This window comes from Mesorhizobium sp. M1027 (genome assembly GCF_040318745.1).
Taxonomy (GTDB): domain Bacteria; phylum Pseudomonadota; class Alphaproteobacteria; order Rhizobiales; family Rhizobiaceae; genus Mesorhizobium.
Window position 1 is genome coordinate 245352 of sequence record NZ_JAMYMW010000003.1, and the last position, 26181, is coordinate 271532.

Genomic DNA, 26181 nt, shown 5'->3' on the forward strand with positions numbered 1-26181 from the left:
TCAGGCGCCCTTCCCTTTGACCGCTTCCATGCCGACCGATTTCGGGCTGAGCGAGGCGAACAACGCCTGGACATAGGGCCGGAACATATGCTCGAGCGCGCCGGCGAACAGGATGACGAGGCCCTGGATGATGACGATCATGTCGCGGCTGATCGCCGGCATTTCGAAGGCGAGTTCGGCGCCCCCCTGGTAGAGCATGCCGAACAGGATCGCCGCCAGCACGATGCCGACCGGGTGCAGGCGACCCATCAGCGCCACCGCGATGCCGACGAAACCGGCGCCCGAAACGAATTCGAGCGCGACATTGTGCTGGTCGCCCATCGTCGGGTTGAGCGCCATCATGCCGGCCAGCGCGCCCGAGATCATCATCGCAATGATGATGATGCGTGTTTCCGAAATCCCGGCATAACGCGCCGCTTTCGGGCTGTGGCCGTAGGTGCGCATCTCGTAGCCGAGCTTCGTGCGCCAGATCAGCACCCACACCAGAAAGGCCATGGCTAGCGCCAGCAGGGAACTGACGTTGAATGGCGCCGAACGGATTTTGGCGCCGAACAATTCGAGGACCCAGTTGAGCTTCGGCAATTGCGCGCCTTCGAGGAAGGTGCGCGTCTGCGGCGCCATCGAGCCGGGCGGCTTCAGCATCCCCACCAGCGCATAGACCATGACGCTGGCGGCGATGAAGTTGAACATGATGGTGGTTATGACGATGTGCGAGCCGCGCTTGGCCTGCAGATAGGCCGGGATCAGCGCCCACAGCGCGCCCATCGCCGCGGCGGCGATAATGGCGATCGGGAAGGTCAGCCACCAGGGCAGCACGCTGTCGAAGGCCAGGCAAACGATGCCGATACCGAGACCGGCGATATAGCCCTGGCCCTCGCCACCGATGTTGAACAGGCCGCAATGCGCCGCAACCGCCACCGAAAGCCCGCTGAAGATGAAGGTGGTGGCATAGAAAAGTGTAAACGCGATGCCTTGGCCGCGACCGAAGGCGCCCTCGACCAGGATGACAGCCGCGCGCAACGGGTTCTCACCGACCAATATGACGACGAAGCCGGCAACGACGAAGGCGACGAACAGATTGATCAGCGGGATCAGGACGTAGTCGGCCCAGGCCGGGAGCTTGGCATAGGGAGTGCTCATTCCGCCGCCTCGCGCTGCTCGACGCCGGCCATCAGCAGGCCGAGCTCGCCCTCGGTCGCGTCGGGGCCGCGTTCGCCGACGATGCGGCCGGCAAACATCACCAGGATGCGGTCGGACAGCGAGCGGATCTCGTCGAGTTCGACCGAAACCACCAGCACCGCCTTGCCCTGGTCGCGCATGGCGATGAGGCGCTTGTGGATGAATTCGATGGCGCCGACATCGACGCCGCGCGTCGGCTGGCCGACGATCAACACGCCGGGATCTTGTTCCATTTCCCGCGCCAGCACGATCTTCTGCTGGTTGCCGCCGGAGAAATTGGCGGTCTTGAGGCGGCAGTCCGCCGGGCGGATGTCATATTTGACGATCTTGTCCCGGGCATCGTCACGGATGGCGTCGATGTCGAGAAACGGCCCCTTCAGATAGCGCTCATCGTCCTGGTAGCCGAGGATCGAATTCTCGTTCTCCTCGAAGGCCAGCACCAGCCCGACGTGATGGCGGTCCTCCGGCACATGAGCAAGGCCGCGCTCGCGCAGCTCGCCAGGGTCGGCGGCGCCGGTGAGGTCGATCGGCTTGCCGTCGAGCATGACCGAGCCCGAAACGGCATGCCTGATGCCGGAAATCGCCTCGAGCAATTCGGACTGCCCGTTGCCGGCGACGCCGGCAATGCCGACGATCTCGCCGGCATGGACGTCGAAGGAGACGTCGTCGACCATGGTGACGCCGCGGGAATCCTTGACCGTCAGGTTCTTGACCGCGAGCTTGACGCCGCCGGCCTTCGCCTCGCCCTTCTCGACGCGCAGCAGCACGCGCCGGCCGACCATCAGCTCCGCCAGTTCCTCGACCGTGGTCTTCCTAGTTTCGCGTGTCGCCACCATCGTGCCCTGGCGCATCACCGAGACGGTGTCGGTGATCGCCATGATCTCGCGCAGCTTGTGGGTGATCAGCACGATCGTCTTGCCCTGCTCCTTTAGCTGCCTGAGGATGCGGAACAGATGGTCGGCCTCGGCCGGCGTCAGCACGCCCGTTGGCTCGTCGAGGATCAGGATTTCGGCGCCGCGATAGAGCGCCTTGAGGATTTCGACGCGTTGCTGCAGGCCGACCGGCAACTCCTCGATGATGGCGTCGGGATCGACTTCGAGCCCGTATTCGCGCTCGAGCCGCTCCAGCTCGGAACGCGCCTTGGCGATGCTCTTCTTCAGCAGTGCATCGCTTTCGGCGCCGAGAATGACGTTTTCCAGGACCGAGAAATTGTCGACCAGCATGAAATGCTGATGGACCATGCCGATGCCGAGCGCGATCGCATCATTCGGTGTCTTGATCGATGCCGGCTGGCCGCCGACACGGATTTCGCCGGAATCGGCCTGGTAGAAACCATAGAGGATCGACATCAGCGTCGACTTGCCGGCGCCGTTCTCACCGACGATGCCATGGATGGTGCCCCGCATAATCTCCAGATTGATGTCGCGGTTGGCGCGCACGGCGCCAAAGCTCTTGTCGATGCCGATCAGCTCGATTGCGGCTTGCGCCATGCAGCCTGTTCCCACTGTTATTTTTTTACCGCTTGGTCAAACGCCTAGCATGACGCCCAGTCTGTGCCAATTGGGTCTATGTCAATTGCCCGGAGCAGGGTTCACTCTCGACAAATCCCGCCATGCTTGTCAATTTCCAACGTGGCCGCAGCCTGCACAATCGCCTGATCGAGGATTTGAGATGACCATGCCCGCCCACATGCCCGACCACCGGCTGACGACGCTGGAAATCCGCGCCGCCGAGCAGGAGAAGACAATCGAGGAACTGTCAGGCCAGATCGCCGAGCAGTGGAAGGTGATCGAGCGCATGCAGCGCAAGCTCGACGCGCTGGCCGAGCGCTTCCTGGCGCTGGAGGAACAGGCCGCACCCGACGTGCCGGTGACCAAGCCGCCGCACTGGTGAGCGGCTGACAATGCAAAACCGCCGGGCTTTCACCCGGCGGCTCGTCAGTCTTCAATGTCGATCAATCAATACGGGCAGGCATTGTCCGACATGTAGTCGTGCACCTTGATGGTGCCGGCGATGATGTCGGCCTTGGCCTTTTCGACCGCTGCCTTCATCGCGTCGTCGACAAGCGCCTTGTTGTTGTCGTCCATGGCGTAGTCGACGCCGCCTTCCTTGAGGCCGAGATCGTTGACGCCGGCCGTGAACTTGCCGTTCTTGGCATCCATGAAGGTGTTGTAGACGGCAACGTCGACGCGCTTGACCATGGAGGTCAACACCTTGCCGGGTTGCAGGCCGTTCTGGTTGGAATCGACGCCGATGCCGAGCTTGCCGGCGTCGGCCGCTGCCTGCAGCACGCCGACACCGGTGCCGCCTGCCGCCGCGTAGATTACGTCGGCGCCCTGGTCGATCTGCGTCTTGGCGATCTCGCCGCCCTTGGCCGGATCGTTCCAGGCTGCCGGCGTATCGCCGGTCATGTTCTGGATGACGTCGGTGGCGCCGGCCGCCTTGGCGCCGCCTACATAGCCGCAGCCGAACCTGCGGATCAGCGGAATATCCATGCCGCCGACGAAGCCGACCTTCTTGGTCTTGGAAGCCATCGCCGCCATCACGCCGACGAGGTACGAGCCTTCCTGCTCCTTATAGACCAGGGAGCGGACATTGGGCTTGTCGACGACCATATCGATGATGGCGAATTTGGTGTCGGGGAACTCGGTGGCGATCTTGTCAAGCGCGTCGGCCCAGGAGAAGCCAGCCATGACGATCGGATTGCGGCCGTCCTCGGCGAAGCGGCGCAGCGCCTGCTCGCGCTGGGTGGCGTTGCTGACCTCGAATTCCACATAGGGGATGCCGGTCTCGGTCTTGAACTTTTCGGCGCCGTTGAAGGACGCTTCGTTGAACGACTTGTCGAACTTGCCGCCGAGATCATAGAGGATCGCGGGTTGAATGTCCGCGGCGAAGGCCGGGAGAACCATTGCAGCTGCGGCCATAAGGCCGAGAACGATACGTTTCATGTGATCCACACCCCTGTCGGTTATTTGTCCATTATGCACCGCATGCCGGCCCGGTTCTCCGGCAGGCATGCAGCGTCAGGCAGGAGTGTCTTCCTCCCGCTTCGGGTCAATCTGGCACGGCCCGAAACAAAATTCACGTGGAATTTTGACCCTTTGGAAAAGCATGGCGCCGCATCGCGGCGCCACAGCATATTCCTTGCGTCAGGGGCATAATCAGGCGGAGACGGCGGCCGGAATGGCGCAGGAGACGCCGGTTCCCCGCAGGCCGCAATAGCCGTAGGGGTTCTTCGCCAGATATTGCTGGTGGTCTTCCTCGGCGAAGTAGAATTCCGGCGCCGGTGCGATCTCGGTGGTGATCTTGCCGCGTCCGGCACCGCGCAGCGAAGCCTCGTAGGCATCGCGCGAGGCGAGCGCCGCCTGGTACTGCGCGTCGTTGAACGTATAGATCGCCGAGCGGTAGGTGGTGCCGACATCATTGCCCTGGCGCATGCCTTGCGTCGGGTCGTGACTTTCCCAGAACAGCTTCAAAAGCTCGGCATAGGACACGATCTTGGGATCGTAGACGACGAGCACGACTTCGGCATGGCCTGTGAGCCCGGTGCAGGTTTCCTGATAGGTCGGGTTGGGCGTGACGCCGCCGGCATAGCCGGCCGCCGTGACCCAGACGCCCTCGACCTGCCAGAACAGGCGCTCGGCGCCCCAGAAGCAACCCAGCCCGAACATCGCCGTTTCCAGCCCTTCGGGATAAGGACCCTTGAGCGGCCTGTTCGAGACGAAGTGCTTCGATGCAGTCGGGATCGGCCGGTCGCGGCCGGGCAGCGCCTCGGAGGGCTTCGGCAGGTTGAGCTTCTTGTTCAGCATGTCGCTGAGAAACATAGTGCGGTTTCCTTTTCTTCTTGGTTGAGCCTTCCCCGGCACGGGAACACCGGGTCAGGCTGGAAATGTCAGGTCGCGGCGAACCGCCCGCTGGGGCGCGGCCGCCTGTAGCCGATGGCGTAAAGAATGAACGCCAGCACCGCGAACACGGCGAAGCCGGGCTGGCTGAGCACCCAGGCGATGGCGCCATCCCACAGCAGCGGATTGACCTTGTCGCGGACGAAGCTTTCGAAGGCGCTGCGCGTATCCGGCGAGACCGCGAGCCAGCTGGAATTAAGCGGTGTCATCACCAGCGCCGAAGCCGCCACCGACCGTGTCGCATCGAGCACGGCCATGATGACCGAAACCGACAGCGCGACCATTGCAGCGAGACGAAAGATGAAGCGGAACATCCAGACCCTTCCTCCCCAGGAGATTATCAGAATGTCGTATCGGACTGTTAGATAGGATCTACTTGCTTCGCCTGCAATCGCGACACGCGAAGTTGAACCGGCGACCGCCGGTTCGCTGGAACCGGCGGCGCGCCGGACGGCGAGCACACCTCGGCCGCCCCTTTCGATAGGCTCCCTACGGGTGCTCCGGTAACATGGGGTGAGCATCCGTATCCGGCAAAGCGAATAGACTATCGTTATGTCTTGGCATTCGGCACCGGATCGACTAGATGAGCCCCGCGCCTGTTGCTTTGACGGCTCAGGTGTGGGGAAAGGGTATCCGCTGGTCGACGGCGCCCACGGCCGGAATTCCGGTCCGGAATCCCAAAGGAGATGCATCTCCCCAACCCGCGCGGCGAAACCGGCCGCGTCGAAAATGCTAAAGACGGAGAGGTGGCCGAGTGGTTGAAGGCGCACGCCTGGAAAGTGTGTTTACGGGAAACCGTAACGCGGGTTCGAATCCCGCTCTCTCCGCCAGATACCCACTTAAGCGTCTGTTATTGTTTCGCTTTGTGAGTTGCGGCCTTTCCGTTCCTAACGTCCGCAAACGATGAAGCTCGGCCACCATGCCGCCGCCCCTTTGTTGACTTTGCTTGGGAATCGGAGTGTCCGGAAAAAACCGCAGGGCAGCCCGCAGGATTCGCGTCTGCGGACCCCAATCCGCCCCGCCGGCGCCTACAGGCAATCTACCCCAACGCCCCCCAAGCGGCGCCGGCCACTTTCAGCCCCTTCGTTCGAAAGTTCGCTTCCAGTCGCGATTGCGCGCCCGCTGATGGCCTTCGTAGTCAGGAATGCATGCGAAGAAGGTCGGTCACGGCCGGCAGCCTTGCAATTTGAGCAGACAAAGAGCCCGACCAAGTCGTCATGCATCGAGCCGTGGTCATGGCCGAGCCTGTCAATCAGCGCCTGGATGTCAAGTTTCGTCGATTTGCAGCACATCGGGTGCGCACAATTGACATAGATGGTTTCGCGGGCGGACAGAGTGTCGGCGAGGGTCTTTCGAGTCATGGCGATTCTCCGTTGAAGGGGCTCGCCGCAACGGGAGGATTATATTCCTTAATGCTGATCCCCTGCATTGTCTCGTGCGGAATGGGCTCTCCGGCATTAGACAGGGATATCCGGAGTTCGCCGTCTCGGGTGGTGGCTTCGACCTTAATGGGCATGTCCGCGGCACAAAGTTACAGGTTCGAATCCTGTCGGGTGCAGCATTGCCGCAGTTCGCTTGCCGACAACTATTCCTGCTGGAATTGACAGGGCCAATCTTCAGGCCTCGTCAAGCCAGAAGGCAACTCGGTCCGGGCGTCTCCGCAAGCCATGTTGAGCTGCCACTGGGACAGACCCGCCGAATTGGAAAGGTCGAGGCCCTCGATACGGGTCAGAAAGAAAAAGGCGCGGTCAAAGTCTATCGGCGCGGTGAACGTCGCTCCTCGGAAGTCCGCCCGTGCGAGATTGGCAAACGAGAAGCGGCTGCCGCTGATATCGGCGTCATGGAACTGCGCACGCCCCAGTTCTGCCTTTGTGAAATCAACATTGGTCAGATTGGCGTCCTGGAAATTCGAGCGCTGCATTTCCGCGCTCGCAAACACAGCGCCCTGCGCGTCCATACGGCTGAAGTCGGTCCTGTAGCCCTCGATTCTGTCGAACCGGGCGCCTTTGGCGGTCGAGTCGGCCAGGGAAGCACGCACAAGCGTTGCCTTCTCAAGATTTGCCGCACGGAGATTGGTGTTCCTGAGGTCGGTCGAAGTGAAATCAACACCGAACAGGTTCGCCCCGCTCAGGTCCTGTCCGTCTAGGATGAGAAGCTTCTTGTCACACTCTTGCCAATTGACGCCAGGCGTCGCGGCGGCGTCGCAATTTTGAGCGGCAGCGGCGTTCTGCCAAGCAAACACAGTGCAAACCGCTAGAACCAAGCCGGATGTGCCGTAAGCTCTGGTTCGCCTCAAAGTCATTGTTGCTGGACCTCTGCTACTCGCCGACACTCACCCTTACCACATCTGCTGACACTCGAGCCACGGTGACCACATGGCTGTGCTCGCGGCGCAGTGGGTCAAGCCTGGCGTGAAGCTCCGCGTCAAACAGCTTCGCGGCGAATTCTAGGCGGCCAGCTTACATTAGCCAGAGTGAACAGAACGTGATTACGGGCCAGGCCTTCACACCTTCGCCTTGCACCAGCCCGCCCACCTAGCATGCCCCGCCATCGCGAACGGCCCAGCACGGGCGAAAGACAAGCTCCTTCCTGGCGCTGCGCCGCGTGCAGTTGGAACAAATGGGATCGACGCCGGTTAACAATCGAAGGGACCGCAAACGAAGCGGTATGATGATGATTGATATTTTTAGCTTCGAACTGGCCAATGCCAGGCTGCGCGTTAAACGGGCCGAGCGCTCGCTGAAGCGTGCGAATGAACTGTTGTTGAACGATGGCTGTGTCGCCGTCAATCTCGCGTTGTGCGACCGCATACGGTCTGAGCAAAAACGCGTGATTGAGGCCCGGGAACGCATGACGAAGATCGATCGGAAGAATTGACCCATGATGCTCGCGACCCTCCACCTTGAAACTGCGAGATACGGCGACGAATATCGCGTCGCAAGGCTAGCGCTGCTGAGGCAGCAAATGATACGGCACATCAAGCGCACAGACGCCTCGGCGCAGAAAATCGAACAATCGCTGGCAAGATTGGCCGAAGCAAACACGCTCGGGGACCGGCTCGCGCAACAGTAGGTCCGCGCGCTCTACCGTCGTTTGACGATGACCCCGTCATGCTGCGTCGCCAACAACAAGGCTGCATCAACGTCGCACCTGCGCTCGCTGGGCGTCGCGCCCCAAAAGCACAAGGCAGTCGTTTCGGCGAAGATCCAAGAAGTGTCGATATTTTCACCTTCCTGGGGACGCAGGCACAACGCCAAAATGAAGGCCGCGATAAGCAGCATGGCAGGCAGAGGGGCGCGCGAAGGCTACTGAGCGGCTTTCATCTCGCCGCACTCTTGCCTCAGATCAGCCTACAACCAATCGGCCCGCGCTTCACCAGAAGCACGGGCATTGATAGGCTCGGCACTATCGCCGCCCCGTCTACCGCGGGACCGCTGGTATTCCCGAGACTGAGCGCTCTGTTTCGCCGGAGAAAACCACGAAGGCAAAGATCAGCACGGCGGCAGCGACAATCATCGAGCCGGTGGCGACGATCGGCTCGAGCGCCGGATTTCCCTGCAGCATCAGGTAAAGCGCCGGCAGCATCACGACCAGGCCGAGATTGTAGACGCCATAGTGGATCATCGCGGTCCTGCGAGCAGCCTTTGCCGGGTTCAGCGCATAGTAGCCGCCGAATATTGCACTGGTGACCCATCCCAGCAGGTTGATGTGCGCGTGAGCCGGAAACGCGCCGTGATCGCCTGAAATTGCCATCTGCAGGCCAGCTGCAATTCCCAGAATAAGAAAGACGATGGCTGTCTTGAAAAAAAGCTCCGAAACCTTAGGCATATCATTCCCCCAAACCCGTTTTGCCGCCGCATCATGCTCTGGTTCCGGCGATCTTGCCAAGGGGACCGTCGGGCCTGCGGCACCATTTGTCGCCGGCCTGACGGCCCGTCGGCAGCCGGGCCTCGCCGGTTGCGAGTCCAGCCGGCAAAAAATATGCGCTCACCCTAATTTAATTGCAATATCACCCGCCAGGCTTCCATGTCGTTCTCACTAAGGAAGTCCTGCACAATCGTGGTGCCATACGCGCCAAAGGTCTGCCCGTCAGTGTTCCAGCAAGGCCTCGCCGAACTTCTCCCACAGCTGAGCGCAATCTGTAGCTCTGAGGCTGGGGGTTCCGAGTGGGCCATATCTGATGACGGCGGCGTGAACATCATAGCCAACGATAGGTGCATTGGCGACAAAGTGGATAGCCTCACCCAATCGGCGAGAGCCAATTGGCGCGTCGGTTTTGTTGGTGATGTCGAAGACACCACGAATGTCCGCTTCCTGGTTCCTGGCTGCCAACGCAGCCGCCATTTCCCTTTCGTGCATCATCGAAATCTCTCCGATCGGTCTAAGTCTAAGAACCGCGGCTTGTGCCGGTCCGGCAGCTGGCAACCGGCAAATCGAAGTGCCTTTTGCAGCATCTCGATTGGCTCTTGCTGCGAGCCACTCCGCCCGCTCCCGCGGCAAGCCGATAAGGCAACTGCCAGCGAAATCCGCAGGCACGTCCACGGTCGCATCAAACACGGCCCACGTGCCAGTCGGCTCCTGAACGGGCAAAAACCTCATAACAGCGCCTGCTAATATACTATACCGACTGTGAGGACGAGACTTTTTCCTGCATCAACTAAACGAATGAGAGCTGGTGTCGAAGTGCCGGGCGACGCTCGTCAAAAACAAATCGTCGGCGACATCGCCTGGATCGGAGATGGGCCTGAGCAGCGACCCGGCCGCATTCGGGGCTCGCCGACAGGGACAAGCACAAGACGCAGCGCCGGCACGCCTCGTCAGATGTTACTTTCTGCCCTGCGGATAGATGGTCTCGCCGCGCTTCAGCATCGCCACGAACGCCGCGATCTTCTTCTTGCGCCCGGCTTCGGTCTTCATGTTGTGGATGCGGAAGGCGAGCGCGAAGCGGTTTTGCCCGCTGAGCTTTGCCAGCATCTCTTTTGCCCTGGGCTCGGCGTCTATTGCCGCCTGGAGGTCGTCGGGGATCTTCATCTCCTTGCCGCTCTTGTAGGCGCGCGCCCAGCGGCCGTCGGCCTTGGCCGCATCGACCTGCCTCAGCCCGTGCTCGGTCATCCGGCCCTCCTCGATCAGCCGGGCGACATTGTCGACATTGATCTGGCTCCAGGTGCTCTTCTTGCCGCGCGGGGTGTAGCGCTGCAGATAGCTTTTGCCGTCGAACGCCTTGCGCACCGCGTCGATCCAGCCCCAGCACAACGCCACGTCGATGGCTTGCTTCGGCGTGATCGACGGCAGCCCCGAATCGAGCTTATGGATCTTGATCCAGACTTCGTCCTCGCTGTCGTGATGCTCGCCAAGCCAGGCATGGAAGCTTTCGGCATCCCTGAACTCGCGCACCTTGGCGGGGTCGACCTTCACGGGCGCCATCAGCCGATCCGCCGGTGACCCAGGCGCGTAACGACGCCGAACCGCGCCCTCATATCAGCTCCAAGTCCGATATCCGCAGGCCTGTTGATTCCCGCCGGCACGCATTCAGCCCGCACGATTGGGCGTGCCGAGGACATGGGATTTCCGGCGGCAGCATGACGCCGTCGAATGTCTGCATGAACATCGCCGCCGCAAAGAACGCGTCTCTTCGGTGGCGTCGCTGTGCCAGCCGAGCCGCTTGCCGGACTCGATCTCGTAGACAATGACCGGGGACTGGGTGGTGCCGTGCCCGCCGTAAACCGCGAAAGCGCCGGCCCATTTGACCGACGGATCGTCCACTGCCCAAACCGGCGAACGTTCGAGCCTGTCAGATGCGACGACTGCTGTCATGGCTTCGTTCCTCTCAGCGAATTGCGAACACGAATCTAGATGATTTTTCTAGTCTGCGTCAGCAAAACTGGCTGGCAACCATTCCCTCGCCCATTGCGCGTGACGATTTGTCGGACCGCGATCCGGCCTATTCTACTCTCGGGCCGGATTGCTGGGCCGATTCCCCAATGCAACCAAGCCTTTACCCTTTAGCCACTTTTGAGTTGCCCCTGCGTTGCGTTCGTGGTCCTGGTACAACCAGGGCGCTCAATGCGGCATTCGGCAACGGTCGCCTCACCGACCGTCAAGGCAACACACCGTCGAGCCAACACAGGAGATAGCAATGGGCATTTTCGACAGTATCAAAGGTGCGATTTTCGGAAACGCGGTTGCGGCCGAAGCGCCGCCGGCGCAACCGTCTCCCGCGCCTGCTTCGAGCACGGCCACCCAGCCGACGGCGCCTACCCGATCCGCCCCGGCTGCAACCCCGGCTCCGGCCGCGCCGGCCACGCTGTCCTCTGCCCCGGACATCCCTGCCATTCTCGACAAGGCCGTGGCCGCGAAGGGGCAGAAGCTCAACTGGAAGAATTCGATCGTCGACCTGATGAAGGCCCTGAATATCGACAGCAGCCTTGGCGCCCGCAAGGAGCTTGCCCACGAGCTGAACTACACCGGCGATATGAACGACACTGTAACGATGAATCTGTGGCTGCACGACGCACTGATGAAAAAGCTGGCCGAGAATGGCGGCAAGCTTCCGAGCGATCTGGCCGCCTAGAGTCACAAGACAAGCAATTCCAGGAAAACCTGTGAACGGTTCTGGCCGGAGTTGCGTCACAAAAAAGACAGACCGTTCGGCGTTTCCGTGAAACGACGAACCGTCCCGGTCCTGCCCGCACCGTGGTTCTTGCTGCGCTGGCTTTCAGCCGCAACCGAGCAGACCACACTGCCAAGCATCAGACTGCCAGTAAATAAAATTGAGACCGATCCCGGCCGCCGGGATTGGGTCTATGGCGAAGTCGCATGGCACAAAAGCGCTGCCGCCTCCCGCTCGGATTGCCTCCCGCAAAACCGACGATTTCGGTCGCTGCCCACGCGCTGGTAGGACCACCATTTTGCTGGCGAAACGCGACGTTCGGCGTATCATTCTCCCCGGAGAGAGTTCATGGTGGGAGGAAGCCAATGAACGTGGTGCAGAGGGTGACTGTCGCCGACTTGACGGCCCAAGAGCTTGTTTCATCTGCGCTTTCACGGTTCGGTGCCGGCGACACCATATCGACGAGGGCGATGCTGGACATCGTTCGCAGGACGGCCCCGGCCTGCGGCAACAGTGACGACGATCTGGTCGAGCTTATCGTCATGACGGCCGTTGGTAGGACCATGGGCGTCGTGTTCGACCATCGGTCCCAATAAAACAATCCGGAACGAATACCAGGCTGCGCCCAGGAGCAGTGGCGGGCGGTTGGCAGCGCCGCCAAAGAGGCCAGCCTATTTGTGCGCGAAGGCCGGCCTGACGCCAAGCCCCTGCTTTGAGCAAAACCGCCGCGCATGCCGGGTCATGCCCGAGGGCAGAGCGACACGCTCGACGGAACTCGCTGAAATCTTGCCCGTTATGCTCTCGTCGAGATGAGGAGAGCTGCCATGGCCGACGACAAAACCAAGACCGACAGTCGCGACCGCTCACGAGTGGCGGGCAGCGAAGACTACGAGGTACGTCACTTCGCCGAGGAAGCGGGCATCACCCCGGATCAGGCACGCACGCTGATCAAGCGTCACGGCACCGACCGCAAGGTGCTGAACGAAATCGCCGAAAGCATAAGAGCGTCGTAATGGCTGACAAGAAAACCGCAATGGCCGACCGCAAGACGCGCGATCCGGACGAAAAGGAGGCTCTGCGTCTGGCCGAAACCACCGACGTTTCGCCGAAGCAGGCGAAGGATCTGATGCGCAAGCACGGCAAGGACAGCCCGAAGGTCGAGAAGGAAGCCAAGAACTTCAAGGCCGAGGGCTGAGCCGCCGAGCCGGTTGGACGCGGCACAGGGTTGTTGCTGCAATCCTGCAGCTTATCGGTTTTCTAACAAATTCGGCCTATCCCTTCCGCTATCGCGGCTCAGGGATGCCATATGCGCGGGATATCTGGTGAGGCGAAGCGGTCGATAGGCGATATACGGCATGTGAGATTGGTATTTTGCCTGCTGGCGGCGGTCGTGATAGCGGCGGCGCTCCTCGCCTTTGCCACCTCCCTCCTGCAGGATCCCGATAGCTGGTGGCACATCAAGGTCGGCATGGATATGCTGGCAAGCCGCACATTCCCTACCGTCGACATCTATTCCTACACTTTTGCCGGCCAGCCATGGATCGCCAAGGAATGGCTTAGCCAGGTTCTCCTTGCAATTGCCTTTGAAGCCGGCGGCTGGAACGGCGTGGTGCTGCTGGCGACTGCAGTAATCGCGCTGACGGTCTTCTTGATGTCGTGGTATCTCAGCGCGTGGTTGAAGCCGACGCTGGCGATAGGACTGACGCTGGTTCTCGCGCTCTTGATCGGGCCAATCTATGTCGCCCGCCCGCACATCTTTACCTTGCCCATCATCGTCGTCTGGACCGCCGGTCTTTTCCAGGCCGCACGCAACGAGAAAGCGCCGCCTTTGTGGCTGCTGACGCTGCTTTGCCTGTGGGCCAATCTCCATGCCACCTTCACCTTCGGTTTCGTGATCGCCGCCTTCGCCGGGCTCGATCTCGTCATGCGCACGCGCTTGTCGAACCCCCGGCTGCTGGCCAAGTGGATCGTTTTCGGGCTGCTTTGCCCGCTGGTCAGCCTGCTCAATCCCTATGGCGTCAAGGCCATACTCGCCACATTCACCGTGGCCTATGGCAATGAGGCGGTGCCTTACATTGCGGAGTGGCAACCCTTCGACGCCTCGCGGCACACCCTCCAGGAGGTGGCCCTGCTGGTGGCGTTTTTCGGGCTGCTCGTGTCGAGATTGCGCATTGGCTGGGCCAAGGCGCTGTTCCTTGTCTTCACGCTGCACGCCTATCTCACCCACATACGGTTCATGTACTTGTTCTTTCTTCTTGTCCCGGTGGTCCTTGCCGTTGAGGTCGCGCAACAATATCCAGCGCTTTCAGCCGAGAAATGGGCGGCGGAAAAGCGCGACGGACTTGAACAATTTTTCGCACGGCAATTTTCCAGGATTTGCGCTGGACTTGCCGTTTTGCTGGTTTTGGCGGCTGCCGCCTTCACGACCTATCCGGTCGCGCCGAGCCAGAAGACCTCGGCCAGCGACGCACTGGCCTTCGCCCAAACCCATAATCTGTCGGGCAATCTGCTGAACTCCTACGATTTTGGCGGTACGCTGATTTTCCATGGCATCAGGACGTTTATCGACGGCCGCGCGGATCAGCTCTTCCTGAATGGCTTTACGGAAACGGATGAGCAGACTGGGCACAGCCGGGGCAAGCCGATCCTGAAAGCCCAACTCGAGAAATATACGATAGGCTGGGCATTGTTGACCGCCGACGACAGCCGCATTCCGTTCTTCGACGAACTGGGCTGGAAGCGGGCCTATGCGGACGACTACGCGGTGATCTACACCCGCGCGGACTGAGCCCCGGCAGCTTCGCTCGCCGGTGCGCACCTCCCTCCTGAAGCTGTGGCCAGCGCCGAGGCGGCGAAATCCTTATGGGATTTTGATTTCTTTGCTCCGCGTCCCGTCTCGAACCTTTATGGCACTTTGATCCATATTCACAGGAGCGGTGTATCCAGCCGCCGATATGATGCGGCGACGCGTTTGGATAGTTTGTTAAAGTAAACAAACAAATACAACATAAGGAAAAATGCGCGGTGGACATAGTTGTTGTCGCGATTGGAATCGCGTTCTTTGCGCTATGCTTCGGCTACATCAAAGCCTGCGACAAGCTGTAAGTTTAGGGGATCGCAACATGCTTTTCGACCATATCCTCGGCGGCGCCGTGACCTTGTTTCTTCTCGCCTACCTGACATACGCCCTCGTTCGCCCGGAACGCTTCTGATCTCCGCTGGCAAGGAGCCAACCCCATGACAATCAACGGATGGCTGCAGATCCTCGTCTATTGCGGGATCGTCGTTCTGCTGGCCAAGCCGCTCGGCGGCTACATGCATCGCGTTTTCAGCGGCGAGCGCACATTCCTGTCGTCAATTCTGGCCCCGCTCGAGCGCGGGCTCTACCGCATATCAGGGACCAGCGAGCGCGAGGAGCAGCACTGGACCTCCTATGCGGCGGCCCTGCTGTTCTTTAACCTGGCCGGCTTCCTGGTGCTCTATTCGCTGCAACGGCTGCAAGGCGGCCTGCCCTACAATCCGGCCGGCATGACCGCAGTCGAACCTGGGCTGGCCTTCAACACCGCCGCCAGCTTCATGACCAACACCAACTGGCAGAACTACGGCGGCGAAAGCACGATGTCCTATCTCGTGCAGATGGCCGGCTTGACCGTGCAGAATTTTCTGTCGGCGGCGACTGGCGTCGCCATTGCGGTCGCATTGATCCGCGGCTTTGCTAGAGCCTCAGGCAAATCGATCGGCAATTTCTGGGTCGATATGACCCGCGGCACGCTCTACCTGCTTTTGCCCTTTTGCATCGTGTTAACTCTGGTCTATGTCTATCTCGGCATGCCGCAGACGCTCGCTGCCTACGTCAACGCGACGACGCTCGAAGGTGCGCAGCAGACCATCGCAGTCGGGCCTGTCGCTTCGCAGATCGCTATCAAAATGCTTGGCACCAATGGCGGCGGCTTCTTCAACGCCAATGCAGCGCATCCCTTCGAAAATCCCGATGCAATTTCCAACCTGATCCAGATGGTGACGATCTTCGCCCTCGGCGCGGCGTTGACCAATGTCTTCGGCCGCATGGTAGGCAACCAGCGCCAGGGCTGGGCAATTCTGTCGGCTATGGGCGTGCTGTTCATCGCCGGCGTTGCCGTCTGCTACTGGGCGGAAGCCGCAGGCAATCCGCTGGTCCATGCGCTGGGCGTCGACGGCGGCAACATGGAGGGCAAGGAGAGCCGTTTCGGCATCGCTCTGTCGGCGCTGTTTGCCGTCATCACCACCGCCGCGTCCTGCGGCGCGGTCAACGCCATGCATGACAGCTTCACCGCACTCGGCGGCATGATCCCCATCATCAATATGCAGCTCGGCGAGGTCATTGTCGGCGGCGTCGGCGCGGGCTTCTACGGTATCCTGATGTTCATCGTCATTGCCGTTTTCGTCGCCGGGCTGATGGTCGGACGCACGCCCGAATATCTCGGCAAGAAGATCGAGGCCAAGGAGGTCAAGATGGCTATGCTGGCCGTGCTCTGCCTGCCGCTTGCAATGCTGATCTTCACCGCTATCGCGGTGGTGCTGCCGACCGGCGTTGCTTCCATCGCCAATGCCGGCCCGCACGGCTTCTCCGAGGTTCTCTATGCCTACACCTCGGCCGCGGCGAACAATGGCTCCGCCTTTGGCGGCCTCAGCGGCAACACGCCCTGGTACAACGTAACGCTCGGCATCGGCATGCTGATGGGCCGGTTCCTGGTCATTATTCCGGCGTTGGCGATTGCTGGCTCGCTAGTTGCGAAGAAGACCGTCCCTGCCTCCGCCGGCACCTTCCCGACGGACGGTCCGCTGTTCGTCGGCCTGCTGGCCGGTGTCATCCTGATCGTCGGCGGCCTGACCTTCTTCCCGGCCCTGGCGGTCGGACCGATCGTCGAGCACCTGGCGATGATTCACGGTCAGACATTCTGAAACGGCCATGCCCTGGTTCAAGATCATACCTCGGAAGGTCCGGCATCGCCCCGAGCCGGAGGGGGAGAAAACGCCCCCTCCTTTCCCGACGCTGTCCACATTCCTCGCTATTGCGGCAGCCTTGATCATGATCTGGCTGCTGGCTTACGGGCCGCCGCACCTTCGTTCGGCACACGATCGACCGGTCAACAAAATCGACACTGGAGCTACCAAATGAGCCCGTCGAAATCCGTGAGCATCATGGATACCCGCATTCTGTGGCCCGCTATCGGCGGTTCCTTCAGAAAACTGAACCCGCGCACCTTGATGCGAAACCCGGTGATGTTTGTCGTCGCCGTCGTCTCGGCGCTCACCACCGTGCTGTTCGTCAAGGATCTCGTTACCAGCGGCGGCGATCTTGGCTTCACGCTGCAGATCATCATTTGGCTGTGGTTCACCGTGCTCTTCGCCAATTTCGCCGAAGCGGTGGCCGAAGGTCGCGGCAAGGCGCAGGCAGACTCGCTGCGCCGGGCGCGAACCGAGACGCAGGCCAAGCTGTTGAACGATGGCGACCGCAGCAAGTTCAAACTGGTGCCCGGCACCAGCCTGAAGGTCGGCGACATCGTGCTTGTCGAAGCCGGCGACATCATCCCCTCGGACGGCGAGGTGGTCGAAGGCGTGGCGTCGGTCAACGAGGCGGCCATCACCGGCGAATCCGCACCGGTCATCCGCGAATCCGGCGGCGACCGTTCGGCGGTGACCGGCGGCACCCAGGTCTTGTCCGACTGGATCCGCGTGCGCATCACCGCGGCTGCCGGCCATACGTTCCTCGACCGCATGATCTCGTTGGTCGAGGGCGCCGAGCGCCAGAAGACACCCAACGAGATCGCGCTCAATATCCTGCTCGTCGGCATGACGCTGATCTTCGTGCTGGCCACGGCGACGATCCCGAGCTTCGCCTCGTATTCGGGCGGTTATATCTCGGTGACGGTGCTGGTCGCCCTGTTCGTTACCCTGATCCCGACCACAATTGGCGCCCTGCTGTCGGCGATCGGCATTGCCGGCATGGACCGCCTGGTGCGCTTCAACGTGCTGGCCATGTCGGGCCGCGCCGTCGAGGCGGCCGGCGATGTCGACACGCTGCTGCTCGACAAGACCGGAACCATCACGCTGGGCAACCGCCAGGCGACGGCATTCCGTCCGGTCAAGGGCGTCACCGAACAGGAACTGGCCGACGCGGCCCAGCTTGCCTCGCTTGCCGACGAAACGCCGGAAGGCCGCTCGATCGTCGTCCTGGCGAAGGAAAAATACGCCATCCGCGCCCGCGACATGGCAAGCCTGCACGCGACTTTCGTGCCCTTCACCGCGCAAACCCGCATGAGCGGCGTCGATCTGGAAGGCTCCTCGGTCCGCAAGGGCGCAGTCGATGCGGTACTTGCCCACGTCAACCTCTCGACGGTTGCCACAGGCCGTACGCGCAACGACACCGTCCGCGACCTTCAGGCGATCGCCGACGAGATTGCCAAATCGGGTGGCACTCCACTCGCGGTCGAGCGCGACGGGCGCCTCCTCGGCGTCGTCCATCTGAAGGACGTCGTCAAGGGCGGCATCGCAGAACGCTTTGCCGAATTGCGCCGCATGGGCATCCGCACGGTGATGATCACCGGCGATAATCCGATGACCGCGGCGGCGATCGCGGCGGAAGCCGGCGTCGACGACTTCCTTGCCCAAGCGACGCCCGAGGACAAGTTGAAGCTGATCCGCGACGAGCAGGCCAAAGGCAAACTTGTCGCGATGTGCGGCGATGGCACTAACGATGCGCCGGCCCTCGCGCAGGCCGATGTCGGCGTTGCCATGAACACCGGCACGGTCGCGGCGCGCGAGGCCGGCAACATGGTCGATCTCGACAGCGATCCGACCAAGCTGATCGAGATCGTCGAAATCGGCAAGGCGCTGCTGATGACGCGTGGCTCGCTGACCACCTTCTCCATCGCCAACGACGTAGCCAAGTATTTTGCCATCATCCCGGCAATATTCGCCGTCTTCTACATCGCCCCGGGCCAGACCGCCGGGCCGCTGCAAGCGCTCAATGTCATGCATCTGGCGACGCCGCAGAGCGCTATCCTCTCGGCCATCATCTTCAACGCGCTGATCATCATTGCGATGATCCCGCTGTCGCTGAGGGGTGTCAAATACCGCGCGGTCGGCGCCGGTGCGCTGCTCAGCCGCAATCTCATTGTCTATGGCCTCGGCGGCGTGGTCGTCCCCTTCGTCGGCATCAAGGTGATCGACATGGGCATCACCGTTCTCGGTCTCGCCTAAGGAACCACGTCGATGCTCAATCAAATCAGGCCCGCGATCGTCATGATCGTCTTCTTCACCATTCTGACGGGTTTGGTCTATCCGATCGGCATGACCGGCATTGCCCAGGCGCTGTTTTCGCGCCAGGCCAATGGCAGCCTGATCGAGAAGGACGGCAAGCTCGTCGGTTCCGAGCTGATCGGCCAGGCTTTCGAAAGCGACCGCTACTTCCATGGCCGCCCGTCGGCTGCCGGCGACGGCTACAATGCCGCCGCCTCGGGCGGCTCGAATCTCGGCCCGACCAACCCGAAGCTCATCGACAGGATCAAGAGCGACGCCGAAAAGCTGAGAGTCGAAAACCCGAGCCAGCCGGTACCGATGAATCTGGTCACCACGTCCGGCAGCGGTCTCGATCCGCATATCAGCCCCGACGCGGCCTATTTTCAGGTCGCCAGGGTGGCCAAGGCCAGGGGCGTCGATGAATCCAGGATCAAATCGCTTGTCGACAGCCATGTCGAAGATCGCGAATTGGGATTCATCGGCGAGCCGGTAGTTAATGTGCTGGCCCTCAACCTTGCGCTGGACGATGCGATGAAACAGTAAAGGACCGGCGCCGGGATCGACACCGAAGCCGGCGCCGTTCATGATTGACGCTTATGCCAGACGACAGCCGCACCGCCGAAACCAGGCCCTCTCCCGACGCGCTACTCGAGCATGCCCAGCGAGAGGAGCGCGGTCGCCTGAGGATATTTCTCGGCGCCGCCCCCGGTGTCGGCAAGACCTACGAGATGCTGATGTCGGGCCGCGCCAGGCTGGCCGACGGGATCGACGTAGTAATCGGTATCGTCGAGACGCACGGCCGCAATGAAACCCAGACGCTGGTCGAAGGCTACGAGGTCATTCCTCGCCTTGAGATCGATTACAAAGGGCGGATCCTCGAGGAGATGGATCTCGACGCCATCCTCGCCCGGCACCCGGCGCTGGTTCTGGTCGACGAACTTGCCCATACCAACGCGCCGGGCAGCCGTCACCCCAAGCGCTACCTCGACGTCCAGGAAATCCTGACGCACGGCATCGATGTCTACACGACGCTGAATATCCAGCACGTCGAGAGTCTGAACGATGTCGTGACGCAGATCACCCGCGTCAGGGTGCGGGAAACTGTCCCAGACTCCATAATCGACCAGGCAGACGATATCGAGATCATCGACCTGACCCCCGACGATCTGATCAAGCGGCTTGAGGAAGGCAAGGTCTACATCCCCAGCACCGCCCAGCGCGCCATCGAGAACTATTTCTCGCCGGGCAATCTGACGGCGCTTCGGGAATTGGCGCTCCGCCGCACTGCCCAGCGGGTCGACGAGCAGTTGCTGACCCACATGCAGGCCCACGCGATACCCGGGCCTTGGGCGGCGGGGGAAAGGGTTCTCGTCTGCGTCGATGCGCGTCCGGGCGGGGCGGCCCGTGTACGTTATGCGCGGAGGTTGGCCGACCGGCTCCGCGCCCCTTGGACGGCGCTTCATGTCGATACCCCTCGTTCAGCTGCCATGCCCGAGGAGGACAAGGATCGGCTGGCGACGCAGCTGCGCCTTGCCGAGCAGCTCGGTGCCGAGGTGACGACCATTCCGGGTCAGAACGTCGCGCAAGACATCGTTCGGCATGCGACGGCGAACAACTTCACCCATATCGTGATCGGCAGGCCGACCCGATCGCGCTGGCGGGAATTGATCGAAGGCTCGCTCACTTACGATCTCATCCGCAATGCCGGCGACATCAGCGTCCATGTCATTTCGGGAAACGAACGCAACGCCGAAGCGACGTCGAGGACCGTCAAGGCGGCGGACGAGCAGTGGCAGTTCGAGATCTGGCCCTATCTCAGGGCCACGGCCTATGTTGTTGGCTCGCTCGCCTTCGCCGTCCTTCTCGACCAGTTTCTCGACGTCCGCAACCTGGCGGTCATCTTTCTCATTGGGGTCCTGACGTCGGCTGTGACCGGCGGTCTCTGGCCGGCTTTGTATGCCTGCCTCATCAGCGCCATTGCCTTCAACTATTTCTTCCTGGAACCACGCTACACGCTGACGATCGAGGATCCGGAGAGCATCGTTGCGCTGGCTGTCTTCCTGGTTGTTGCGGTCATTGCCAGCAATCTAACAGCGCGCGTGCAGCGTCAGGCGGTCGCTGCGCGCTCGCGGGCACGCGCCACTGAAGATATTTATCTCTTCTCAAAGAAGCTCGCCGGTGCTGGCACGCTCGACGACGTTCTCTGGGCGACTGCCTTCCAGATCGCCTCGATGCTGAAGCTGCACGTGGTGCTGCTTCTGCCGGAGGACGGTACAATTGCGGTCAAAGCCGGCTACCCACCCGACGACACGCTGGCCGAGGCCGACATTGCAGCAGCCCGCTGGGCCTGGGAGCATAACCGCGCCGCGGGGCGCGGCGCCGACACGCTGCCCGGAGCAAAACGCCTCTATCTGCCCTTGCGAACCGGACGCACGGCGGTGGGCGTTGTCGGCCTCGACAACGATAAGCAAGGTCCGCTGCTGACACCCGAGCAGCAGCGTCTGCTCGATGCGCTCGCCGACCAGGCGGCGGTCGCCATCGAGCGCATCCAGCTCGTCGCCGACGTTGACCGGGCCAAGCTTGCGGCCGAGGCAGACCGTCTGCGCTCGGCCTTGCTCACCTCCATTTCCCACGATTTGAAAACGCCGCTTGCCGCCATCATGGGCGCGGCCGGAACACTCAGGGACTTCGAGGCCGCGCTTCCCGAGCAGGACCGGACGGAACTGCTGTCGACCGTGCTCGATGAGGCGGAGAGGCTTAACCGCTTTATTGCCAATCTGCTCGATATGACCAAGATCGAATCCGGCACGATGGAGCCGAACTACGCCTTTCACTATCTCGGCGACATTGTCGGCTCAGCTCTGCATCGGGCCCGCAAAATCGTCCGCGAGCATAAGACCGAGATCGACATCCCATCGGATCTGCCGATGTTGCGGGTCGACCCCGTTCTGTTCGAACAGGTGCTGTTCAACCTCCTTGATAATGCTGCAAAATACGCGCCGCCAGGTTCGACGATCCGCCTGCAGGCCTGGGCCGATAACGGCTTCATCATCCTGCAGATCATGGACGAGGGACCAGGCATTCCGCCAGCGGACCTGGAGCGCGTTTTCGACACTTTCTACCGTGTGCGCAAGGGTGACCAGGTGCGTGCCGGCACCGGGCTCGGCCTGTCGATTTGCCGCGGCTTCATCGAAGCGATGGGCGGGACGCTCTCGGCGGCAAACAGGTCCGACCGCTCGGGGGCGGTTTTCACGATCAAGATGCAGCTGGTGCCGGCGGAACTGCCCAATCTCGGCGAACCCGAGGCGGGCCATCAAAATATGGACGATCTGCCATGACGAGCCTGGACGTCAGGATATTGGTGGTCGACGACGAACCGCCGATCCGGAAACTGCTTCGCGTCGGGCTTGGCAGCCAAGGCTATGCGATCAGCGAGGCGCCGAACGCCAGGGCGGCGATTGAACTCATCGAGACGGAAAAGCCAGACCTTGTGCTGCTCGATCTCGGCCTGCCCGACATGAGCGGGCATGAGCTGCTCCGCAAATGGCGGGATGATGGCCTGGACATTCCCGTGGTTATTCTTTCCAGCCGCACTGATGAGGCCGGCATCGTCTCGGCCCTCGAACTCGGCGCCGACGATTATGTAACCAAGCCATTCGGTATGAACGAGCTTGTCGCACGCATCCGCGTCGCGCTTCGCCACAAGTTCCAGCAGCAGGGTGAGAGACCGGTGTTCCAGACCGGCGACCTCTCCGTCGATCTGGTGAAGCGCATCGTCAAGGTCGAGGACAAGGAGATAAAGCTCTCGCCGAAGGAATACGACATCCTCCGCATCCTCGTACAACATGCCGGCAAGGTTCTCACCCACCAATTCCTGCTGAAGCAGGTCTGGGGCGATTCCACCGACGTTCAATATCTCAGAGTCTACGTCCGGCAGATCAGGCAAAAGATCGAAAAAACGCCCGACCAGCCCCGCTATATCACCACCGAGACCGGCGTCGGATACCGGCTGCGCGAAGTCGATTGACGCGACGAGCATCCGAAGCCGAATGCCTCTTCCAATCCGCTTCAAACCAGCGGCGGCCATGGTGTCGCCGGACAAAAGCCCTATATTACGGAAAGATCGGTTTTGTGCGGGAATGAACGAATGCCACGGCTTCGTCTATTGACGTTTTTAGGGTCGGCAATGCTGACTGCGGCGATGCTGCCGGGCGTAAATCCTGCTGCATCGGCACAGGTCGTCAGTCCCGCCGACCGCAACGTGTTGATCCAGCAGGACCAGTTGCAGATGTTGGAGAACAGGCTGCGGCGCCAGCAATACCAGCAGCAGCAACAGCAGTACCGTGCCCAGGATCGCCAAATCCCAACCCCGCAACGGCAGGAGGTGCCGCAGATGAGACCAACTTGCCAGTTGCTGCCGTCGGGGAGCGGCTTTGTCAGCACCTGCCGCTAACGACGGCCCTTTCATTTATTTAGCCGACTTATATATTGTGGAAACCGCTCCGCTTGCGCCCCATTGAACGCGGCCGACTTTGCAACGCTGCCCTTGCCGTTTGGGCACCGCCTCGACTGGATTATCGAATGGCAGCCAGCAAGAAGAAGGTCGTCCGCAAGGCAAGGAAGGGCGACCGGATTCGCCAGGTCGCGGCGATTCCGTTTCGGCTGAACGAGCATGGCGACGTCGAGGTGATGCTGGTCACATCGCGAACGACGAGGCGCTTCATCGTACCGAAGGGCTGGCCGATGAAGGGCAAGAGCAGCCGCAAGGCGGCCACCATCGAAGCACAGGAAGAAGCCGGCGTTCTCGGCAAGACACTGAAACAGCCGGCCGGCACCTATTGCTACTGGAAGCGGCTGGCGAACCGCTTCGTCCGTGTCGACGTCGTCGTCTATTTGCTGGAGGTAACCGAGGAACTTGCCGACTGGGAAGAATCCAAGAGGCGTCAGCGCGCGTGGCTGGCGCCGGCCGACGCGGCGGTGCTCATCGACGAGCCGGATCTCTCGACGCTGGTGAGGAACATCAGGATTCCCGAGCTGGAGTATAATTCCAAAAAACAGAATCCGGCTTTCGGAAAAGATCACGCTCAATAAAAGATCGAGGCTAGCCCGACTGGATCGGGATGGAATTGGCCCCAGCGCCTGCCGCCGTCACACTTGAACCGAAATCTCACTTGCCGCCGTCGCCCTCGGGCAAAGACCGCACCGGCGTGCCGGAATAGGCCCACAGCCATTCGCGCGGCAGCGGCCCCTTGTTGCGGTCGCTTTCCTGCGACTGTTCCCATGCATGGGCGAGGATGCCGACCGAGCGCGACAGCACGAAAAGGCCGCGCGTCAGCGGCGGCGGGAAGCCGAGCTCGCCGTAGATGACGGCCGTGGCGCCGTCGATGTTGAGCGGGATTTTTTTGCCCTTGCGCCGCGCCACCTCGGCCTCGATCGCCTCGGCAATGTCGGCGAAGCGCCCGCTGACGATGCCGCGCGCGGCAAAGTCGCGGGTTAACTCGATGAGGCGGGGCGCGCGCGGGTCGACCGGATGGAAACGATGGCCGAGCCCGGGCACATAGCCGTTTTCCCCGGCAAGGAAACGATCGAGCCGCGCCGACACGGCGTCCGCAAGCGGCATGCCGGCGTCCAGTTCGGCAGCGATGTCTCCGTAGAAGGAAAGCGCCTGTTCGCCGGCGCCGCCATGCACATCGCCAAGCACGTTGACGGCTGATGCCATGGCGCTGTTGATGCCGACGCCGCAGGTGATCGCCATACGGGCGATGGCGATCGACGGCGCCTGCGGCCCATGGTCGACGGCAGCACCCAGCGCGATGCCAAGCAGCGCCGCCTGCTCCTCGCCTGGCAGTTCGCCGCGCAGCATCAGCCAGATCATTGCCGGAAAGCTGACGCGGCCGATCAGATCCTGGATTTCATAGCCGCGCAGCCGGATGACGCCGGGGCGCATCTCGATGATGCCGGTCTGCCACCATTCCTCGCCGCGTGCGCGACCAGTCTTGTTTTGCGTTCCGCTCATGCCTTCGCTCTTTTCCTGGCACGCGGCGGCAGGCCGGCAAAAACCTCGCCCATATGCTCGCCGAGCCCCGGCGGCGGCCTGCTCGGCAAAGGTGCCTGGCCATCGACCATGAAGCCGCCGCGCACCACGGTCAGCGGCTGGTCCATCCCGGACACAGCCGGGAAGCGCGCCGTCATGCCGCGCTCGATCACCTGTCGCTCCTGCAGTATCTGCGGGATTGTCAGCACCCGGCCTGCCGGCACGCCGGCGCGATTGAACGTCTCCTCCCAGGCGGCGGCCGAGCCGCTCGTCAAGGCATCCTCGATCAGCGCTTTCAATGCAATGCGGTTCTGCTTGCGCGTTTCTCGCTCGGCAAAGCGGACATCCGACGCCAACTCCGGCCGACCGATCAACCGGCACAGTGTGACGAACTGCTCCTGCTTGTTGGCTGCGATGTTGAGCAAGCCGTCGCCGGTGCGAAACGCGCCAGACGGTGCGGCCGTCATATTTTCATTGCCCATCGGCTGCGGCTCGACGTCCGCCGTCAGATAGTTCGACACCGGCCAGCCGAGCGCAGAAAGCGTGCATTCGAGCATCGAGACGTCGAGGAACGCGCCCTCGCCTGTCGTCTTCTGCTTGACCAGCGCGGCGGTAATGGCGAACGCCCCGACCAGCCCGCCAACCGTATCGGCGACCGGATAGCCAACACGCAGCGGCGCCGTTTCCGGTGTACCGGTGATGCTCATAATCCCGGAAAGACCCTGGATGATCTGGTCGTAGGCTGGATTGTCGCGCATCGGCCCGGTCTGGCCGAAGCCCGATATCGCACAATAGACAAGGCTTGGCCGGACCTCTTTCAGCCTGGCATGGCCAAGCCCCAGCCGGTCCATTACGCCGGGGCGGAAATTCTCGACCAGCGCGTCGGCCGAAGCGACCAGATCGAGGAAGCGTTCGCGGTCGGCCTCCTGCTTGAGATCGAGCGCCACCGAGCGTTTGCCGGCATTCTGCGCCAGGAACGAAGCGCCCATGCCCGCCCGGTTGAGCTCCGGAGAGGCGCCGAGCTGGCGCGCCAGATCGCCGCCTTGCGGCGTCTCAACCTTGATGACGTCGGCCCCGAGCAATGCCAGCTGGTAGGCGCAATAGGGGCCGGCCAACACATTGGTCAGGTCAAGGATGCGGATGCCGGAAAGCAGGTCTGTCATGACGTCACGAAC

General features: G+C 61.8%; 30 protein-coding genes and 1 tRNA gene. 17 read left to right on the forward strand and 14 right to left on the reverse strand.

Annotation, left to right across the window (positions count from 1 at the left end; all coding sequences use genetic code 11):
- Together NKH50_RS08225 and NKH50_RS08230 are read right to left on the reverse strand one after the other, a co-directional pair.
- Entirely contained in the window at positions 1–1140 is a 1140-nt protein-coding gene (locus tag NKH50_RS08225) for an ABC transporter permease (RefSeq protein WP_352877857.1), read from the reverse strand.
- Complete coding sequence (locus NKH50_RS08230; protein WP_352478115.1) at positions 1137–2669, reverse strand: ABC transporter ATP-binding protein; 1533 nt, start codon at positions 2667–2669, stop codon at positions 1137–1139. Before NKH50_RS08230 ends, NKH50_RS08225 begins: the two co-directional genes overlap by 4 nt.
- Before the next feature lie 181 nt (positions 2670–2850).
- On the opposite strand from NKH50_RS08230, the gene NKH50_RS08235 reads away from it, so the two are divergent.
- Positions 2851–3072, forward strand: coding sequence for a SlyX family protein (locus tag NKH50_RS08235; RefSeq protein WP_352509891.1), 222 nt, complete (start codon positions 2851–2853; stop codon positions 3070–3072).
- Positions 3073–3137: 65 nt separating this feature from the next.
- Here the strand turns inward: NKH50_RS08235 and NKH50_RS08240 are convergent, their stop codons facing one another.
- From NKH50_RS08240 to NKH50_RS08250, 3 genes are all read right to left on the reverse strand, one after another.
- The gene (locus tag NKH50_RS08240; protein WP_254816859.1) at positions 3138–4127 is read right to left on the reverse strand and encodes a BMP family lipoprotein; all 990 of its coding nucleotides are present in this window, start codon (positions 4125–4127) and stop codon (positions 3138–3140) included.
- Between the two features lie 213 nt (positions 4128–4340).
- Entirely contained in the window at positions 4341–5003 is a 663-nt protein-coding gene (msrA, locus tag NKH50_RS08245) for a peptide-methionine (S)-S-oxide reductase MsrA (RefSeq protein WP_352509893.1), read from the reverse strand.
- Between the two features lie 68 nt (positions 5004–5071).
- On the reverse strand, positions 5072–5395 hold the full coding sequence (locus NKH50_RS08250; RefSeq protein ID WP_352509895.1) for a hypothetical protein: 324 nt from the start codon (positions 5393–5395) through the stop codon (positions 5072–5074).
- Between the two features lie 426 nt (positions 5396–5821).
- On the opposite strand from NKH50_RS08250, the gene NKH50_RS08255 reads away from it, so the two are divergent.
- Positions 5822–5911 (forward strand) — tRNA-Ser (locus NKH50_RS08255).
- A gap of 198 nt (positions 5912–6109) precedes the next feature.
- Here NKH50_RS08255 and NKH50_RS08260 read toward each other — a convergent pair.
- Positions 6110–6442: a hypothetical protein gene (locus tag NKH50_RS08260; RefSeq protein ID WP_352877860.1), complete on the reverse strand. Its 333-nt coding sequence runs from the start codon at positions 6440–6442 to the stop codon at positions 6110–6112.
- 224 nt (positions 6443–6666) lie between these two features.
- The gene (locus tag NKH50_RS08265) at positions 6667–7383 is read right to left on the reverse strand and encodes a pentapeptide repeat-containing protein (RefSeq protein WP_352877863.1); all 717 of its coding nucleotides are present in this window, start codon (positions 7381–7383) and stop codon (positions 6667–6669) included.
- A 365-nt stretch (positions 7384–7748) separates the two neighbouring features.
- On the opposite strand from NKH50_RS08265, the gene NKH50_RS08270 reads away from it, so the two are divergent.
- On the forward strand, positions 7749–7958 hold the full coding sequence (locus tag NKH50_RS08270) for a hypothetical protein (protein WP_254816855.1): 210 nt from the start codon (positions 7749–7751) through the stop codon (positions 7956–7958).
- 3 nt (positions 7959–7961) lie between these two features.
- Positions 7962–8153 (forward strand): hypothetical protein, encoded by a 192-nt coding sequence (locus NKH50_RS08275; RefSeq protein WP_352751999.1) that lies wholly within the window; start codon positions 7962–7964, stop codon positions 8151–8153.
- Positions 8154–8164: 11 nt separating this feature from the next.
- On the opposite strand, the gene NKH50_RS08280 is transcribed toward NKH50_RS08275, so the two are convergent.
- The 5 genes from NKH50_RS08280 to NKH50_RS08300 all read right to left on the reverse strand — a co-directional run bounded on the left by NKH50_RS08280 (position 8165) and on the right by NKH50_RS08300 (position 10895).
- Positions 8165–8362 carry a hypothetical protein gene (locus tag NKH50_RS08280; RefSeq protein WP_352877866.1) on the reverse strand — a complete coding sequence of 66 codons (198 nt, stop codon included), beginning with the start codon at positions 8360–8362 and terminating at the stop codon, positions 8165–8167.
- A 139-nt stretch (positions 8363–8501) separates the two neighbouring features.
- Positions 8502–8909, reverse strand: coding sequence for a hypothetical protein (locus NKH50_RS08285; RefSeq protein ID WP_352506573.1), 408 nt, complete (start codon positions 8907–8909; stop codon positions 8502–8504).
- Between the two features lie 261 nt (positions 8910–9170).
- Positions 9171–9443 carry a hypothetical protein gene (locus NKH50_RS08290; RefSeq protein ID WP_254816851.1) on the reverse strand — a complete coding sequence of 91 codons (273 nt, stop codon included), beginning with the start codon at positions 9441–9443 and terminating at the stop codon, positions 9171–9173.
- Positions 9444–9905: 462 nt separating this feature from the next.
- Positions 9906–10505, reverse strand: coding sequence for a YdeI/OmpD-associated family protein (locus NKH50_RS08295; protein ID WP_352877869.1), 600 nt, complete (start codon positions 10503–10505; stop codon positions 9906–9908).
- Positions 10506–10610: 105 nt separating this feature from the next.
- Positions 10611–10895, reverse strand: a complete 285-nt coding sequence (locus NKH50_RS08300) for a hypothetical protein (RefSeq protein ID WP_352799850.1) — start codon at positions 10893–10895, stop codon at positions 10611–10613.
- Positions 10896–11217: 322 nt separating this feature from the next.
- Here NKH50_RS08300 and NKH50_RS08305 point away from each other — a divergent pair, with 322 nt between their 5' ends.
- From NKH50_RS08305 to NKH50_RS08365, 13 genes are all read left to right on the forward strand, one after another.
- On the forward strand, positions 11218–11652 hold the full coding sequence (locus tag NKH50_RS08305; RefSeq protein WP_352877871.1) for a DUF3597 domain-containing protein: 435 nt from the start codon (positions 11218–11220) through the stop codon (positions 11650–11652).
- Between the two features lie 404 nt (positions 11653–12056).
- Positions 12057–12287, forward strand: coding sequence for a hypothetical protein (locus NKH50_RS08310; RefSeq protein ID WP_254816847.1), 231 nt, complete (start codon positions 12057–12059; stop codon positions 12285–12287).
- 228 nt (positions 12288–12515) lie between these two features.
- Positions 12516–12704, forward strand: a complete 189-nt coding sequence (locus NKH50_RS08315) for a DUF3606 domain-containing protein (RefSeq protein ID WP_352702701.1) — start codon at positions 12516–12518, stop codon at positions 12702–12704.
- Complete coding sequence (locus NKH50_RS08320; RefSeq protein WP_254816845.1) at positions 12704–12886, forward strand: hypothetical protein; 183 nt, start codon at positions 12704–12706, stop codon at positions 12884–12886. Before NKH50_RS08315 ends, NKH50_RS08320 begins: the two co-directional genes overlap by 1 nt.
- A 111-nt stretch (positions 12887–12997) precedes the next feature.
- Positions 12998–14479 (forward strand): hypothetical protein, encoded by a 1482-nt coding sequence (locus tag NKH50_RS08325; protein ID WP_352702699.1) that lies wholly within the window; start codon positions 12998–13000, stop codon positions 14477–14479.
- 334 nt (positions 14480–14813) lie between these two features.
- Positions 14814–14903, forward strand: coding sequence for a K(+)-transporting ATPase subunit F (locus tag NKH50_RS08330; protein ID WP_352702697.1), 90 nt, complete (start codon positions 14814–14816; stop codon positions 14901–14903).
- Positions 14904–14928: 25 nt separating this feature from the next.
- Positions 14929–16632, forward strand: coding sequence for a potassium-transporting ATPase subunit KdpA (gene kdpA, locus NKH50_RS08335; protein ID WP_352877875.1), 1704 nt, complete (start codon positions 14929–14931; stop codon positions 16630–16632).
- 213 nt (positions 16633–16845) lie between these two features.
- Positions 16846–18933, forward strand: a complete 2088-nt coding sequence (gene kdpB, locus NKH50_RS08340; protein ID WP_352877878.1) for a potassium-transporting ATPase subunit KdpB — start codon at positions 16846–16848, stop codon at positions 18931–18933.
- Positions 18934–18945: 12 nt separating this feature from the next.
- On the forward strand, positions 18946–19515 hold the full coding sequence (kdpC, locus tag NKH50_RS08345; RefSeq protein WP_352820610.1) for a potassium-transporting ATPase subunit KdpC: 570 nt from the start codon (positions 18946–18948) through the stop codon (positions 19513–19515).
- A 53-nt stretch (positions 19516–19568) separates the two neighbouring features.
- Positions 19569–22310, forward strand: coding sequence for a DUF4118 domain-containing protein (locus tag NKH50_RS08350; RefSeq protein ID WP_352877881.1), 2742 nt, complete (start codon positions 19569–19571; stop codon positions 22308–22310).
- A complete protein-coding gene (locus NKH50_RS08355; protein ID WP_352506583.1) occupies positions 22307–22999 on the forward strand; it encodes a response regulator transcription factor in 693 nt (230 codons plus the stop codon). The genes NKH50_RS08350 and NKH50_RS08355 overlap by 4 nt, the downstream gene beginning before the upstream one ends.
- A gap of 120 nt (positions 23000–23119) precedes the next feature.
- Complete coding sequence (locus tag NKH50_RS08360; RefSeq protein ID WP_352737499.1) at positions 23120–23425, forward strand: hypothetical protein; 306 nt, start codon at positions 23120–23122, stop codon at positions 23423–23425.
- Positions 23426–23553: 128 nt separating this feature from the next.
- Positions 23554–24063, forward strand: coding sequence for an NUDIX hydrolase (locus NKH50_RS08365; protein WP_352702686.1), 510 nt, complete (start codon positions 23554–23556; stop codon positions 24061–24063).
- Between the two features lie 76 nt (positions 24064–24139).
- Here the strand turns inward: NKH50_RS08365 and NKH50_RS08370 are convergent, their stop codons facing one another.
- Both NKH50_RS08370 and NKH50_RS08375 read right to left on the reverse strand, forming a co-directional pair.
- Positions 24140–24988, reverse strand: a complete 849-nt coding sequence (locus NKH50_RS08370) for a citryl-CoA lyase (protein WP_352702685.1) — start codon at positions 24986–24988, stop codon at positions 24140–24142.
- On the reverse strand, positions 24985–26169 hold the full coding sequence (locus NKH50_RS08375) for a CaiB/BaiF CoA transferase family protein (protein ID WP_352877884.1): 1185 nt from the start codon (positions 26167–26169) through the stop codon (positions 24985–24987). Before NKH50_RS08375 ends, NKH50_RS08370 begins: the two co-directional genes overlap by 4 nt.
- Positions 26170–26181 lie beyond the last annotated feature (12 nt).